We start from the raw sequence: 14,939 nt of genomic DNA on the forward strand, positions 1-14,939 counted from the left end.
ATTATTCCCCTCTCAAAGTATCAACAGGGTTTAATTTTGCACCACTTCTTGCAGGGAAATATCCACTTAAAATTCCAACTACAAAGGAGAATAGCAACACTCCAGCAATTAATTCCCATGAAATCCATGCCCTAATTAAGCCATAACCTGAAATTTCTGCAATGTATTCGATACCCTTTGCAATCAAAATTCCAAGGATTGTCCCAATAATTCCACCAAATAAACCTAAAAATCCGGCTTCAACTACAAATATTGAAAGAATCGTGTTATTTTCTGCACCGAGTGCCTTTAAAATCCCAATATCTTTTCTTCGTTCTAAAATACTCATGTGCATCGTGTTTGAGATTCCAACAGCACCGACAAGCAAGGAAATTCCTGCAACACCAACTAAAAATATAGTTAAAACACTGAAAATACTGTTAATTGATTCTGCAAGCTGTTCTGAAGTTAAAACTGAAAAGTTTTCGTCGCCCCTCGAATCTTCGAGTTCGCTTTTAATATCTTCTGAAACTTTAACAACGTCTTCTCCGTCCCGTACCTTAACCATGAACATATTATATTCATCAGTAACATCAAAAACTTCTGAAGCTGCTTCATAAGGAATTACAATAGAGTTATCATCGTCAGGGTTTCCAATCTGATCTAAAATACCTACAACCTTGTATTTTTTATCGTTAATTTCAATTTTATCCCCTATACCAATTTCTCTATCAAATGTTTCATGGGCAAGACTATTTCCTATCACGCAAGTGTATGTATCACTATCTTTCATCCACCTGCCCTGTTCGAGCTCATATCCATATGCTTCAGTAAAAAATATCTGATATGTTGACGATTTTGTTGCAAAAACACTTGAATAATAGTCTTGATCATTATAAGTTACAAGAGTTCCACCAAACCAACCGTACAATACAACATCAACACCCCTAACGCCTTCTACAGCCTTTAAGTCCCTATCGTTAAAATTTTTAGACATTGCAATACTTGTAAGCTGTTGCGAAGGGTATACGGTAATAACACTGGCTCCCGCTTTAGATATTTCCTCAGTAATATAGTTTTGAACACCATATCCAAGAGAAATAAGGCTAACAATTGCCAGAATACCTATAACAATACCAATTATCGTTAAAAGACTCTGTGTCTTTTTTTGAGTTATGTTTCTTCCCGCAAAAGAAACTATATCATTTAGTTTCATTGATTTTCACCGGAGATACCGATTGAAAGTTGATAAAAATAGATTATTTACTTTAGTTCTTAATAAACTAGGGAATATCGTGATTTATATTCTTTTTGGAATTAATTTAAAAAAATATCTTAAAAAAATTAAAAAAAAAGTTAATAGTCTTCACATTGCTTTTCAAAGTATGCTGTTGGGTGTCCACATGAAGGGCATTCAGCTGGCGCGTCCTTGTCTTTTACCAGATATCCACACTTCCTACAGGTCCAGTAGATCTCTTCAGCTTTTTTAAACATTGAATCTTTTTCAATTTGTTCTATTAATTTTTTGTACCTTTGTTCGTGGTGCTTTTCAGCTTCGGCAATCGCAAGAAGCCTATCTGAAATTTCAGCCAGTCCTTCTTCTTTTGCTATTTTTGCAAATTCTGGATACATTTGAGTATGTTCGTAATTTTCCCCAGATGCTGCTTCTTTTAAATTTTCTATCGTTGTTCCGTATGCTGTTGGAACTGCTGCTCCATCGATTATGATTTCAGCAGGGTTGCCGTTATCTTTTTTGAGCGAATCAATTAATCTAAATAACCATTTAGCATGTTCTCGCTCTTGTTCGGCCGTCATTGTAAATATTTCAGCTATTTTTTCGTAGCCTTCTTTTTGAGCTATCTTTGCATATATTGTGTACCTATTTCTAGCTTGACTCTCCCCAATAAATGCTTTTGAAAGATTTTCGATTGTTTTCTGCAAAGCACTCACCTCTTTTGCGATGCAGTAATTTATAAAATTCATTTTATATATTATTTATACATTTGAATCGTTAAAACAGGAATCAAAGCGTTATTTAAAAATAGAAATTAAAAAAGTGAGAGTATTCCTTTAATAATACTCGTATTTGCTATTTCAATGCTTGAAGCCATTGCTATGTCTTTAAATTTTTCTCTTAAACAGGGTTCTGCAGATACTGCTTCTTTTAGTAACCCCCTAGTTTCTGCCAAATCTGTTGAATCCACGTTTTTTGAAAGGATGTAAACAGCAGATATTGCAGCAACAGATTTATTTTCATCCCGAAGCTCTTCTGAAAGTTTTAATAATGCAGTTTCTAAATTATCCATGCTATAACTATTTTTAGAGAGTTTTCTGCTTACCGCATCTCCGTCAATTACTTCCGAAGGGTATATTACAACTTTAGTATCCTTTTCAAATTTTTCAATTCTTCTTTTTGAAGTAACTGAATCTGAATCAATTACCTCAATTTTAGAAATTTTTGGCGATTCTTCCCGTTTGATAACTTCCTTCTCAGTTTTTTCTTCTTTTTCATCTTTTTCAGGGGCACTTTCAACTTTGCTCATTAATTTTTTGAGCCTTATGTCAATTCCTTTTACAAAATGTAAAAAAATGCTCTGATTAAATTTATTAATCGTTTTTTCAGTTTTTCCAGAAATTTTATAGGCCGATTTGACAAATTCTGAAATTTTAATCTTTCCCGAATTAATTTCATTTAAAAATTTGTAAATTATTGAAATTTTTTCATCGTCATCTAAAGGAAGTGTATGTGCGTGCAATTTCGAATTTAAGAAATTATCATACCATTTTTCAAAATCTCGTTCTATTAAATTAAATTTAAATATCACAAACTCCAAAACTTCGTTATTTTTGCAGTAGTTTAAAAATGCAGCCAGTGATTTTGTATAAGTATCGTAAGATGCGTTCGTTACTTCTTCAGCGTAAATTTTAAATGTTTTATACGCTTTTTCTATTTCTTCCCTTGTAAATTTTGGATTTTCGAAAGTATCCATTCCTTTTTCGGATAATTTTATAGAATATCCTGTTAATCCAGGATTGTTCCCCATATCAATAAATCCTTTTTGCTTCAATATATCTATATTTCGATACAGATCTGCCCGTTCTAGAGAAAATTCTTCCTTAAAAATTTCGCAAGACAAAAATGCATCGTTATCCCTGCTGTTTATTTTGTAGAGATGCTTTAAAATGTTTTGTTGAATTTCTTCATCAGTAATATTTCCGACCATAAGCTGCACCTTCGGATTAAGATTAACATTAAAATAAAAATCAGAACAAGTATCTATGAGATATATTGCTAAAAAATATTTAACCGTTATGATTTAGTTTTTTTAGAAATTTAATCTTAAAAAAGTCTAAATTATAAATAATATTTAAAAAAGTTTAACTTTTAATTACTTTAAATTTATTTTGTAGCCATGTGGACACTTTTCGGGGCGATCTATAAATTCATATAACTTTTCGATTGTTTTGTCAGACACAGCATGCTCTATTTTACATGCCTCCTCTTGTGCAAATTCCAAATCAAGACCTAAAATTTCAGTTAAAAAACACTCGATAATCCTGTGCTTTCGAATGGTTTCTTTTGCAATTTTTTCGCCAGATTCTTTGAGATTTATTCCAATGTACGGCTGGTAATCTATCAATCCGTCACCGTGCAACTTTTTAGCCATACTTGTTACTGCGGCAGGCTGAACATTCATTAATTTTGCAAGTTCAGTTGTTTTTATCGGCCTTTTATTTTCTCTTATGAATAAAAATATATTTTCAAGATAATCTTCGATGTTTTGGGATACCAAACTAACCACCCAATGGAAAAATATATATAGTTTCAAAATATTATAGAATTTAAGTTAAGTTAAATTATTTAATCTATCTTAATTAATTTATATATATAATTTTGGTGGTCATATGGAAAATCTTTTGCACAAAGACCCTGGTTCATACATAGTAGTTAAGGTTGAAGGACACTGTAGAAGATTTTATGAACTTGGAATTCTTCCAGGTTGTAAAATAACCTTGATATCCAAAACTGACCGGGGCCCAGTACTTATAAGAGTTGGAAACTCGAAAGTAGCTCTTGGAAGAGGCATGGCCGAATCTATTTTTGTAGAATAATTTAAAAAAATTTATTTAGAAAAAATCATAACCTAATTTACGAAAAAATATTTAACCATGCTTAAATTATTTAAGCTAGGTAAAATATGAATGGCCTGTGTGATTCAATATGGAAACTTTAAAAAAAGAGAAAAAGGAGAATCTTATTGAAAAAATTCTCGTTAAAATTTCAAAAAATATTGTGAAAGCCAGCTGTTCATGCTGCAGCGAGAAAAAAAACTGCAAAGGAAAATGTAATACTGAATAAAACTGGTGAATAGAATGGATGAAAAAAATATTGTTGCACTACTCGGTCAGCCCAATGTTGGAAAAACTACCCTTTTTAACCACCTAACTGGAATGAAACAGAGAATTGGAAACTGGCCCGGCGTTACTGTTGAAAAAAAAGAAGGTTTTTTTAAAAAAAATAATGAAAACTATATTGTAGTCGATTTACCCGGAATATACTCATTAATGTCTGATTCGATCGATCAGAAAATTGCAAGAGATTATATTGTTGAAAATAGCGAAATTACTGTAATTGATGTAATTGACACCCCAAATATAAACAGGAACCTTTATTTAACCATACAACTTTTAGAACTTGGAATAAGTCCAATTTTATGTTTAAATTTAATCGATGAAGCGGAAAAATTTGGAATTTATGTAAATGACCAGAAATTAAGTGAAAAATTAGGCGTTCCCGTAATAAGAACATCAGGAAGGCTTAAAATAGGTATTGATAACTTAAAAGAATCACTCCATCAATACAAGCCTGTAGAAGCTGTAAAAATTAGCTATTCTTCATTACTAGAAGAAAATATCGAAAAAATAGTCGATAAATTAGAAGATGGTTCATATAAACTATCTGAAATTTATGAAAGACTTCCTAAAAGATGGATTGCAATATCCCTTCTCGAAAAAGACCCTGATGTCGTAAATGAGTTTTCAAAATATCCCGAATTTATAAAATTTGTAAAAGACCTGAAAATTGAAATTGAGAACGAAATAAAACACGATGTCGAAAGCTACGTTGTAGAACAGAGATACAAAAAATGCGATGAAATTTTAGCAGGCGTCATGGTAAATAGTGAATTGTACGAAGATATTGACACTATTGTGATTCATCCAGTTTACGGGAGTTTGATATTTGGAGTAATATTATACACGATGTATAATTTCGTATTCGGGTTAGGGGACATATTTTCAGGATTTATCGGATCATTCTTTGAAATCCTTGGAAATTACTTAATGAATATCCTTCCAGAATCAATTTCTGGAGTAATTGTAGATGGATTACTTGCAGGAGTTGGTGGAGTTCTTGAATTCTTCCCACTAGTATTCTTAATAATGTTTTCACTTTCAACCCTTGAAGATACAGGTTACTTATCAAGAGTCACAGCTTTAACGCACTCGATCATGTCCAAAATGGGATTAAGTGGAAAATCATTTATTCCAATGATTACTGGTTTTGGATGCAGTGTTCCGGCATTAATGGGCACAAGGTTTATTTCAAGCCATAAAGAAAGGTTAATTACGCTTTTAGTAACGCCACTTGTTCCCTGCTCTGCAAGATTCGTCATTATCGGATTTTTTGCATCATTTTTCTTTGTAGAACATGCTGCACTCTTTACATTGGGCATTCTTGCAATTACATTTGCAATGCTCTTCATGGTGTCCTATTTATTAAGTAAATTCATAAAAGGAGAATCTGAAGAATATATATTTGAATTACCGCCATATCGAACTCCTGATTGGGACAATATCATTAAAATGACCTGGGAAAAAAGCAAAGAATTTCTAAAAAAAGCAGGAACTGTTATTGCTGCAGGCTCCCTTTTATTCTATGGCCTTATAAATTATCCATCTCCTGATGCAAATTACGCCGCGGTTGTTGGAAAAATTCTTGAGCATGTAACATTGTATATGGGACTCGACTGGAGGGCTGCAATATCACTTATATTTGGAATATTTGCAAAAGAACTGGTTGTTTCAAGTTTTAGCATATTGTATCCTGAAAATATTGCAACAGCATTCAGTCCATTAAAAGCTTTCGTATTAACGCTTGTTTCAGTACTCTATATGCCGTGCCTTGCAACACTTGCAACACTTTACCTTGAAACACGAAGTTTGAAATGGACCGCGTTTGGGATAGGCTATAATTTAGTACTCGCAACAGTTGTTGGAATAATAACATACAATTTAGGAACAATGCTTGGCTTTTAATCCAAATTACTATTTTTTTAATTTTAAGGCCGCTTTGAAATTAACGATTTTTAAAAAATAGATTCTGTATAAAAACATATTAGGTACAGTTACTTAAAATAAAATTTCTGTAATAGCATAATAATTTAAATATATTAATGCATTTATAAAAATTAATATTCTTAAAGTTATAAAATAAATTAAAAATAAATGGAAAAGGAAATTAGTTGGATTCTATTTTAATGGCTACTTTTAATGTAGTTTCAATGTGTTTACCACTGACTTTTTCATCAATAGATGCCAAGTCATTTAATTTTTCTTTTATTGATTCTGAAATCAATTTTACTATTTCAACAGGATCTATTGCTGAATAAAGGTAAGGCTTTTTACCAAGGCCGTCTCTATCCATTTTTTTCCTGATAACATATTCTTCGTTGTACATTTCAAATATTGATTCCCTTATAGTTGAAGGGTAAATTCCAGTACCTTTTGCTATTTCATCCACCGTACTTTCTGGGTACATTCTTAAGAATATGTATATTTTAGCCCTAACTTCACTTGACAAAAGCGAAGATACGTTGGCTATTAATGTTTTTTCGACACTCTCTATAGTTTTACTCATATTGACACCGTATTTATTTCGTTGGATTATTGTCTTTTGGATTTGGATTAATAGTTATATAAAAATAGTGGCCTCGTAAGTATATTATATTTTAAAATATATAAAGAGGTATTCGATTATTCATTAGTACCCCTTAATAAAAAAGTTATTTTGAGTTAATAGATTCTTTATTTTTCAATCATTACTGAAGTTGATTTAACTAGTACAGTTACCTCATCCCCAACTTTCAAACCAAGATCTTTTTCTGCATCAAGAGTAATTACAGACACTATATTGTTTCCCCCGCCAATATCCACCTTAATTTTTGCAACCACTTGTCCCTCTACAATTTCAAGTATTTTTCCCTTGAACTGGTTCCTAATACTCATTTTCATGGCATATCCCCTTTTAAGATTGTTTATCCATAGTAAAATTTTGAATTTAATAATTTATAAACTTTCCAGTATCGAGATAACCTTTTTATATTTGGTAACGATAGTTATGATGTTATGGTACGGCCATAATTTGGAGAATTCTCTAAATTTTGTTTTCCCTGCGATTTTTTTAAAAATTAAACCTGCAGTGATTGCTGTTTTTTTTGAATTAAATTCTTTAAAATGGCGCAAAAATGGTTAATATAAGAAATACCCTGAAATGTACCTAAACTTTATATACTTTTAAATAAAATAGATTTTGGAAAACCATTTGGAGGTTATACTATGCCTGCCCCAAGATATAAGTCAGGTTCATCTAAAAAAGTGTACAGAAAAGCACCTGGAAACAGTTCAATCGTGCACTATAGAAGAAAAAAACAATCAAAAGCAGTTTGTGGAGCTTGCGGTGCTTTATTAAATGGAGTACCTAGAGGAAGAGCAGTAGAAATCACAAAATTAGCTAAAACACAAAAAAGACCAGAAAGAGCATTCGGTGGCAACTTGTGCCCAAAATGTGTTAAAAAAATGATGGTCATTAAAGCTAGAAACTTCTAAGGTGCCAGTATGATTATTACCATTGGAGGATTACCGGGTACAGGGACTACAACGACTTCCAAGTTAATTTCAGAAAAGTACGGGTTAAACCATGTCTGTGCAGGATTTATCTTCAGAGACATGGCAAAAGAAAGGAACATGACCCTTCAGGAATTCAGCAGTTACGCAGAAACAAACACTGAAGTTGACAACGAAATTGACAGAAGACAGGTTGAGGCAGCTCAATCCGGGGATTTAATCCTTGAAGGTAGACTTGCAGGATGGATCCTCAAAAAAAGTGACATAAAACCGGATTTAAGCATTTGGCTTAAAGCAGACCCGATGGTAAGATGCATTAGGATCAGCGAACGAGAAAACGAGAACGTTGATCTGGCACTTGAAAAAATGATTTCAAGGGAAGCTAGCGAAAAGAAAAGATACAAAGAAATATATAATATCGAAATTGATGATTTATCGATATACGATATTGTAATCGAGTCCTCGAAATGGGACGCCAATGGGGTATTTAATATCATCGAAAAAGCCATTGAAAACTTGAAAGCTTAGATGGTAGTAAATCTCTCTGTTTGAAGTATGACATGTGATTGGCGACATTCACATTAACAAAAAATAAGACGAGGTAATAATTATGGCAGCAATTGAAGTAGGAAGAGTTTGCATCAAAACATTAGGAAGAGAAGCAGGAAACACCTGTGTTATCGTTGAAGTATTAGACAAAAACTTTGTAGTTATCGACGGTGGCGTTAAAAGAAGAAGATGCAACTTAAAACACGTTGAACCAACTGACAAAAAAGTTGACTTAGAAAAAGCAGCTTCAACCGAAGAAGTTAAGTTAGCTTTAGATGCAGCAGGCTTATTATAACTCCAAATCAGTGCTAAAATCGCACTCTAATTTCTTTTTTTAGAATATTTAAAAAAATTTAAAACTGTTTTAAACTTAAACTAAATTTAAAAAAAAATTTATATTTAAAAATTTAATCATCTGTTTCAATTAATTTTCCAGCGTCTTCTCCAGGTTTTACGCTGTAAATGCTTGTAATTGTAATAACAATTGCTCCTTTTGGAGTTAAACCAGGAATTTTTGCTTTGTTTAATTCTTTTGCTTTTTCATAGTATTCTCCATCAGTTACAATCTCAGCTTTTCCCTTGTACTGGAATGGGTGTGCCCTACAGTCTGCGACATTTATTGCAACAACCGGATTTTCTTTGATATTATTGAGAGTTTTGTTCATGAAATTATCTGAAATTACGAGTTTATCCCCAACAAACTGGTTTGCACCCATTGGAGCAACGTTTGGAACCCCATCTTTTGAAGATGTTGCTAAAAATAAAAGACCTGTTATATCAGTTTTCATTTCTTCTGTTAACTTAACCATTTATATCCCCTTTTCTGTTTTTATTTTCAGTTTATTTTTTGATTTGTCATTATTTAAACTTAATTATCCTTGTTTTGGTGTTGGAAGGTACGGAGTTATGAAATCAATGAAACTTTCGATATTTCTGGTCTGAATATAAACTTTACCCGTTCCGCTGAAATTGTAGACTAAACCTTCGCCACCAAGAAGTGTTGATTTTAAACCGCCCACTTTTCCAAGATTATATTTTAAATCACCGGTAAATGCAACTAAATTTCCATTATCGACCATTATTGATTCATTGTCTAATTCTATTTCTTCGATTGCACCGTATGATGATAAAAATACATCTCCTGAACCTTCAATTTTCATTAAAAAAAGTCCTTTTCCACCGAAAAATGTTTTTCCACCACCAAATTTCGTATCAATTGATAAATCTGGTGAAGATGCTAAGTACGCACCGCTACTTGCATATAAGGTTCCATTGAGTTCATGGTGAATTATATCTCCAGAAAATCCCGGTGCAAGTGCAAGTTTTCCAGAACCACTTAATTTATTCATAAATATGCTTTCTCCAACAACTGCCCTTTTTAAAACACCTAAAACTCCGCCTTTAGCAGATGTTTCGATATTTACCCCAACATCTTTATAAACCATTGAACCTGTTTCTGTCATTATTTCCTGATTGTTTAAGTTTATTTTTAAAAGGGAGTATGAAGGTCTGCTCGTTATTTCAAAATCGTAGTCTGCCATGTTTTCACCAACCTAGTTCTTTATATTAATATCAAAACTGTATTTTATATATCTTCGCTTTAATTATTTTTTAAATCTTAATTTATAGAGTTTTTTAGATAAATCCAATAATAAATCCCTATTTTGAAGGTTTGATATCCAATTTTCAGGAATATTTGATATTCCATAATATGCCCCTGCAATTGCCCCGTACATACTTCCCATGCTGTCAGTATCCCCTCCCGCATTTACACAAGAAATCATTCCATCTTTAAAGTTATCAGTTCTTAAAAACGTTGCAATTGCTGAAGGAACACATTCAATTGCAGGAAGCCCAGTATTAAATAACTCATAAGCTTCTTCAGCTGAATTTAACTCATTTATAAGGAGTATTTTCTCAGAAAAGTCGTAAGAAACTTCTTCAATAAATTTTGCACATTTTTTAATGGATTTTTCAGATTTGACATTATTTACTGACTCTGCAACAAAAAATGCGATTGAAAGAGCACCGGCAATTGCTTCATCGTTGTTATGGGTTAATTTTGTAGCACTGATTGTTATTTCCTTTAATTTTTCGTATTCTCCAAAATAAAAAAGTCCTAGTGGCCCAACCCTCATTGAAGAGCCGCATGTTCTAGAATCACAACCCGTTTTATCCCCTTCAATTAATTTTTCGATCGCTTTTGTACTCGTTGGCCCCATTCCAACCGGATCATTGTTGTACCACTTTATTAATTCCTCGATAAAAATATCATTATTAAAACCTTTTTCATCAAAAGAATTCAGTATTGCAATTGTTTGATCCGTATCGTCAGTATACTGTCCTGCTTTTAAAATTCCATTAAATTTATTCAGCGGATCTACAAAATTATCGATTATTCCGTATTTTTCTGCAATTTCTTCTTTTGTAAACCATTCTGTTGGCATACCGAGTGCGTCCCCGATAGAAAGCCCCAAAATGCTTCCCTCAAACTTTTCAAGCATTTTGTCCATAATATCCCTCAAAACATTTATAATTCAAAATAACAATATTTAAATCATGGTAAAAATAGGTTGCTCATCACTGTTTTTCTGGGAATATACTATTGAAGAGATTGTAGATATCTTTTTAGAACTCGGCTTAAAAAATATGGAATTTTTCCCGGAAAATCCAGAATTTTGGAAAAAAAGAAATGATTTAGATTATATTAATAGCATTAAGTCTGAAATATCAAAAATAGATATAACAATCCACGCACCCTATATCGAATTAAATCCTTCATCCACCAATGAAAATATACGGTGCGTTACACTGATGGAAACATTTTGGGCAATGGATCTCTCGAAAAAATTCAATGCAAAACTTATTACAATTCATGCTGGAAAAAGACCAACCAATAGGATACCCACAGCTGAGGAATACACTAATTTTGATGATTATCTAGAAAAATCGATAAATTATGCATTAAAAAATGAAATAACCCTTTGTCTTGAAAATTCCCCTAAAAAAATAAATAATATCTGTTACAGCGTTGAATCGATGAAAAAAACCCTTGATAACTTTAAAAGTTTGTATATGACTCTCGATATTGCACATGCACGTGAAAACTCACTTGAATTTATCAAAAATCTCCATGAAAAAATTAAAAATATGCATATATCCGGAGTAAATTCAAAAGACCACTATCCATTAAGCGAATCTAAAATAAATTTTGATGAAACACTAAATCTACTTGTAAATAACTACAACTATAATGGAGCCCTAAATTTTGAATTCAACGATTTAATATACGAAAAAACGCTTTCTAAACATGAAAAAATGGATATTTTAGCCAATGAAATTAATTATCTCGAAAAAATAATAGAATAAATTAAAAACCAAAAAATAATTTAATGGCCTATCATTTCGTCTTTTTCTTCTTCTGACAATATTTTTACAATTTCGTCAGGTTTTCCGATTTTAATTATTTTTCCGCCTCTAGCAAGGGCAGCTCTGTCACATACGTTTAATACAAAGTCCATATCGTGGGATACAATGACATATGTTTGATCGAGGTCACTTCTTGACTTTTGAATGGATTCTGCAACCTGATTTCTGGTTATTGGGTCCATAGTTCCAGTAGGCTCGTCCAAAAGAATCAGGTGTGGTTCACGAATTAAAACTTGCGCAAGTGCAACTCTGTGCTTTTCACCGACACTGAGTTCTGAAGGATATTTATCAAGCATTTTTTCAGCTTCTTCTTCAGTAAATCCAACAGAAACTAATGTGTGTTCTGCTTTCATTTTCGCAAATTCACCAGGCATTTCAAGTCCGATTGATTCTGTCAGGTTATAGAGAATTGTTCTGTGAGGGTAAAGGCTGTATTCCTGGAATAACATTCCGATGTATCTTTTTGCACGTCCCCTAAATAATGGACCTACTTTAGTCATGTCTATCCATTCATCAGCGAGTCTGAACTCATATTTTCCTTTTGAAGGAGGAATTACTGCTGCAATTATTTTTGAAAGTGTGGTTTTACCTGCCCCACTTACACCAACAAGCCCGAAAATTTCTTTTTCATTTATTGAAAGGTTTACTCCATCAACAGCTTTTACAATACCCCTATCAACTGAAACATACCGTTTTTCAACGTTTTCAATAGTTATAAGTTCATCTTTTACTTCAACTTTTTCAAATTCTTTCATTGAAGTAACAGTTTTCATAAATTCTTTTACAACGGATTTACTGTCCCCTGAAAGTTTCATGTCTCCTTTGTCGAGCCATATTGCTTTTTGACAGAGTTCTTCGATTACTTCTGGCCAGTGCGAAGTAATAACCATTGCAATATTGTGTTTTATAACTGCCTCAATAAGGGCAGTGTGAACGAATTTTGCAGTTCTAGGATCGAGTGTTCCTGTTGGTTCATCCGCAAGGAATATAACAGGATTTTTTGCAATCTGCCTTGCAAGAACAACCCTCTGTTTTTCACCACCACTTAAATCCCTTGAAATGTGTGCAATCCTGTGTTCTAACTTTACCATTTTGATAAGATTTAATGCCCAGTCTGTTGCATCTTTTCCTTCGTATCCTGCGGCAGTTAGTGCTTCCATGATGTTTTCTGCAACGGTTTTCTCACCATAAAGTGCAAAAGTTCTCTGAAGCATTATCGCAATTTTTTTCTTTAGAGAATATGTGATTTCATTTTGGTTCCAGAAATCAACGGATTTTGCGACGTATTCTTTTCCGCAGTCGCATTTTTTTCCGACATATGATGGAACTTCAACATTTTCACATCTTGGGCAGTAAGCAACGTGATATATAACCTGTCCAGATGTAGGGTCGTACCCTTCCATGCCCCTCAACATGTGCAAAAGTACTGATTTTCCAGAGCCACTCCTACCTAAAACTCCAATAACTTCCCCTTCATCTAATTCAAAACTTACGTTTTTTAGTACTTCCACATCCCCATAACTCTTTGAAACATTTTTTACTTCCAACAATAACATTGATATCACCTAATCGATGCAATCACTCACTATCCTTTTTTAATGTTAGACAATTTGATACTCCGTATCTACAATTTCTACCCCGTTGACATTCGTCTTCGTAATTACATTCCCTTATTTTGTAGTATCCACCACCAATATCAATCATTTTTCCATTTATAAGGGCATCTGCAACTTTTTTTCTTGCAGATTTTAAAATATTCCAAAATACTCGCCTTGATATACCCATTGCATCCGCAGCTTCTTCATGTGGCTGATTTAAATAATCTACAAGTCTGAGGGACTCCAATTCTTCGAAAGTCAGAACTTCGGATTCAAGTTCTGTTCCTGGCGTTCCAGCAGGCTTGAATAATTTAAATTGGGGTTCTTCAGAAATTAAACGAGGTATTTTTGGCCTTCCTTTTCTAAATTTCATTTACAATCACTATTCTGGTGAATTAACTACTATTCCCAAAACAGGAAGTTCGACTAATGTATATTTTTCATTTTCAAGTCTTTCCTTAACCTGTTCTTTTATTTTCCCAAGACATTCGATATTTACTATAGAATTTATAACAACAGTGTCTTGTGATAATTCATTTACGAGTTTTACAGCCATTTCAGGTTCTTCAGAAATTAAAAAACCTTTCCAATCTCCTGGGGACATTCCCTGGTATTCTTTTAAATAAAATCCAGAAATTCCTCCTTCAGATAATGCATTTATTGCCTTTCCAAGGTTTTGGCTTTCAACAAACAGTTTTAAGAGTATTCTCATACGATTCCCCCCTTATAAAATGACTACTTACACATATGTGTGAAACATTCTATATATAGTTTTTTTATAAAGCACAGGTTTAAATTAATATAATAAAAAAAAAGTGTATTAATAGGACTTATTTATTATTTCAAGGCCATTTTGAAGTATTCTAAATCTTAAATTTTCCCCTTCTTTAGCGTGCCTGTGTTTTTCCAATGTGAGTTTTCTAACAGATTCAGCTTTTTCGAGTTTTATTATCGATTTGCTCCAATACTCTAAAAGCCTCCCTCCAGCAGGTTCAATGCCGTTTGCAGAATCTTTTACCTGATTGGTAATTAAAATTCCAGAATTTTTCTTTCTGGCAACTTTTAAAAGATTTGAAATCTGTTTTCCAAGCATTCTGTTTAGTTTAGTATTTTCATTGATGTTGTCACAGAGTTCAAGCCTGTAAAGTGAAACAATGCCATCAATAATTATAAGTCCAATATTTTCAAGAAGAAATATCTTTTCTAAAGCTTCTGATTGTTCTTCAAATGTTGAAGGCTCATAAATTATAATATTTTTAAGCAACTCCTCACAATTTTTTCCAGAAAGCTGTTTTATTCTTTCGATTGATAAACTACCCTCAGTATCGATATAAACAACACTTTTACCGTTTTCAATTGCATTTAACATTGAAAGGATGCATATGTTTGTTTTTCCAACACCAGGAGGTCCGTAAATTTGAGTTATCGTCTTTTTTTCGATATTTCCGTTTAAAAGTTCTTCAAGCATAAAATCACATT

The 14,939-nt window shown here is 32.7% G+C and carries 20 protein-coding genes; 7 read left to right on the forward strand and 13 right to left on the reverse strand.

What is annotated here, in order from left to right; all coding sequences use genetic code 11:
* Position 1 precedes the first annotated feature (1 nt).
* From HNP90_RS08105 to HNP90_RS08120, 4 genes are all read right to left on the reverse strand, one after another.
* Positions 2-1,195 carry an ABC transporter permease gene (locus HNP90_RS08105; RefSeq protein ID WP_012068176.1) on the reverse strand — a complete coding sequence of 398 codons (1,194 nt, stop codon included), beginning with the start codon at positions 1,193-1,195 and terminating at the stop codon, positions 2-4.
* A 140-nt stretch (positions 1,196-1,335) separates the two neighbouring features.
* On the reverse strand, positions 1,336-1,920 hold the full coding sequence (gene rbr / locus HNP90_RS08110) for a rubrerythrin (protein ID WP_012068175.1): 585 nt from the start codon (positions 1,918-1,920) through the stop codon (positions 1,336-1,338).
* A gap of 107 nt (positions 1,921-2,027) precedes the next feature.
* On the reverse strand, positions 2,028-3,203 hold the full coding sequence (locus HNP90_RS08115) for a hypothetical protein (RefSeq protein ID WP_012068174.1): 1,176 nt from the start codon (positions 3,201-3,203) through the stop codon (positions 2,028-2,030).
* Positions 3,204-3,368: 165 nt separating this feature from the next.
* A complete protein-coding gene (locus HNP90_RS08120; protein WP_012068173.1) occupies positions 3,369-3,773 on the reverse strand; it encodes a metal-dependent transcriptional regulator in 405 nt (134 codons plus the stop codon).
* A 112-nt stretch (positions 3,774-3,885) separates the two neighbouring features.
* Here HNP90_RS08120 and HNP90_RS08125 point away from each other — a divergent pair, with 112 nt between their 5' ends.
* The 3 genes from HNP90_RS08125 (at position 3,886) to feoB (ending at position 6,297) form a co-directional block, all read left to right on the forward strand.
* Positions 3,886-4,092, forward strand: coding sequence for a FeoA family protein (locus HNP90_RS08125; RefSeq protein ID WP_012068172.1), 207 nt, complete (start codon positions 3,886-3,888; stop codon positions 4,090-4,092).
* 109 nt (positions 4,093-4,201) lie between these two features.
* A complete protein-coding gene (locus HNP90_RS08130) occupies positions 4,202-4,339 on the forward strand; it encodes a hypothetical protein (RefSeq protein ID WP_155810755.1) in 138 nt (45 codons plus the stop codon).
* A gap of 14 nt (positions 4,340-4,353) precedes the next feature.
* Positions 4,354-6,297: a ferrous iron transport protein B gene (gene feoB, locus HNP90_RS08135; RefSeq protein WP_012068171.1), complete on the forward strand. Its 1,944-nt coding sequence runs from the start codon at positions 4,354-4,356 to the stop codon at positions 6,295-6,297.
* 202 nt (positions 6,298-6,499) lie between these two features.
* Here the strand turns inward: feoB and HNP90_RS08140 are convergent, their stop codons facing one another.
* Both HNP90_RS08140 and HNP90_RS08145 read right to left on the reverse strand, forming a co-directional pair.
* Positions 6,500-6,898 carry a helix-turn-helix domain-containing protein gene (locus tag HNP90_RS08140; RefSeq protein WP_012068170.1) on the reverse strand — a complete coding sequence of 133 codons (399 nt, stop codon included), beginning with the start codon at positions 6,896-6,898 and terminating at the stop codon, positions 6,500-6,502.
* A gap of 167 nt (positions 6,899-7,065) precedes the next feature.
* On the reverse strand, positions 7,066-7,272 hold the full coding sequence (locus HNP90_RS08145; protein ID WP_048060474.1) for a TOBE domain-containing protein: 207 nt from the start codon (positions 7,270-7,272) through the stop codon (positions 7,066-7,068).
* Positions 7,273-7,596: 324 nt separating this feature from the next.
* On the opposite strand from HNP90_RS08145, the gene HNP90_RS08150 reads away from it, so the two are divergent.
* From HNP90_RS08150 to HNP90_RS08160, 3 genes are all read left to right on the forward strand, one after another.
* Positions 7,597-7,866, forward strand: coding sequence for a 50S ribosomal protein L34e (locus tag HNP90_RS08150; protein WP_012068168.1), 270 nt, complete (start codon positions 7,597-7,599; stop codon positions 7,864-7,866).
* Between the two features lie 9 nt (positions 7,867-7,875).
* Complete coding sequence (cmk, locus tag HNP90_RS08155; protein ID WP_012068167.1) at positions 7,876-8,412, forward strand: (d)CMP kinase; 537 nt, start codon at positions 7,876-7,878, stop codon at positions 8,410-8,412.
* Positions 8,413-8,494: 82 nt separating this feature from the next.
* The gene (locus HNP90_RS08160; protein WP_012068166.1) at positions 8,495-8,728 is read left to right on the forward strand and encodes a 50S ribosomal protein L14e; all 234 of its coding nucleotides are present in this window, start codon (positions 8,495-8,497) and stop codon (positions 8,726-8,728) included.
* A gap of 112 nt (positions 8,729-8,840) precedes the next feature.
* On the opposite strand, the gene HNP90_RS08165 is transcribed toward HNP90_RS08160, so the two are convergent.
* The 3 genes from HNP90_RS08165 to HNP90_RS08175 form a co-directional block, all read right to left on the reverse strand.
* Positions 8,841-9,242 (reverse strand): pyridoxamine 5'-phosphate oxidase family protein, encoded by a 402-nt coding sequence (locus tag HNP90_RS08165; protein WP_012068165.1) that lies wholly within the window; start codon positions 9,240-9,242, stop codon positions 8,841-8,843.
* A gap of 63 nt (positions 9,243-9,305) precedes the next feature.
* On the reverse strand, positions 9,306-9,974 hold the full coding sequence (locus HNP90_RS08170) for a TIGR00266 family protein (protein ID WP_012068164.1): 669 nt from the start codon (positions 9,972-9,974) through the stop codon (positions 9,306-9,308).
* Positions 9,975-10,037: 63 nt separating this feature from the next.
* Positions 10,038-10,946, reverse strand: a complete 909-nt coding sequence (locus tag HNP90_RS08175; RefSeq protein ID WP_012068163.1) for an ADP-ribosylglycohydrolase family protein — start codon at positions 10,944-10,946, stop codon at positions 10,038-10,040.
* Positions 10,947-10,992: 46 nt separating this feature from the next.
* Here HNP90_RS08175 and HNP90_RS08180 point away from each other — a divergent pair, with 46 nt between their 5' ends.
* On the forward strand, positions 10,993-11,802 hold the full coding sequence (locus HNP90_RS08180; protein ID WP_012068162.1) for a sugar phosphate isomerase/epimerase family protein: 810 nt from the start codon (positions 10,993-10,995) through the stop codon (positions 11,800-11,802).
* A gap of 20 nt (positions 11,803-11,822) precedes the next feature.
* Here the strand turns inward: HNP90_RS08180 and atwA are convergent, their stop codons facing one another.
* The 4 genes from atwA to radB all read right to left on the reverse strand — a co-directional run bounded on the left by atwA (position 11,823) and on the right by radB (position 14,928).
* The gene (gene atwA, locus HNP90_RS08185) at positions 11,823-13,418 is read right to left on the reverse strand and encodes a methyl coenzyme M reductase system, component A2 (RefSeq protein WP_012068161.1); all 1,596 of its coding nucleotides are present in this window, start codon (positions 13,416-13,418) and stop codon (positions 11,823-11,825) included.
* Between the two features lie 22 nt (positions 13,419-13,440).
* Complete coding sequence (locus HNP90_RS08190) at positions 13,441-13,833, reverse strand: DUF134 domain-containing protein (RefSeq protein ID WP_012068160.1); 393 nt, start codon at positions 13,831-13,833, stop codon at positions 13,441-13,443.
* Between the two features lie 9 nt (positions 13,834-13,842).
* On the reverse strand, positions 13,843-14,172 hold the full coding sequence (locus tag HNP90_RS08195) for an MJ1244 family protein (RefSeq protein ID WP_012068159.1): 330 nt from the start codon (positions 14,170-14,172) through the stop codon (positions 13,843-13,845).
* Between the two features lie 108 nt (positions 14,173-14,280).
* Positions 14,281-14,928 (reverse strand): DNA repair and recombination protein RadB, encoded by a 648-nt coding sequence (gene radB, locus HNP90_RS08200; RefSeq protein ID WP_012068158.1) that lies wholly within the window; start codon positions 14,926-14,928, stop codon positions 14,281-14,283.
* Positions 14,929-14,939 lie beyond the last annotated feature (11 nt).

The organism is Methanococcus maripaludis, from assembly GCF_013760955.1.
GTDB classification, from domain to species: Archaea; AGJL01; Methanococci; order Methanococcales; family Methanococcaceae; genus Methanococcus; species Methanococcus maripaludis_A.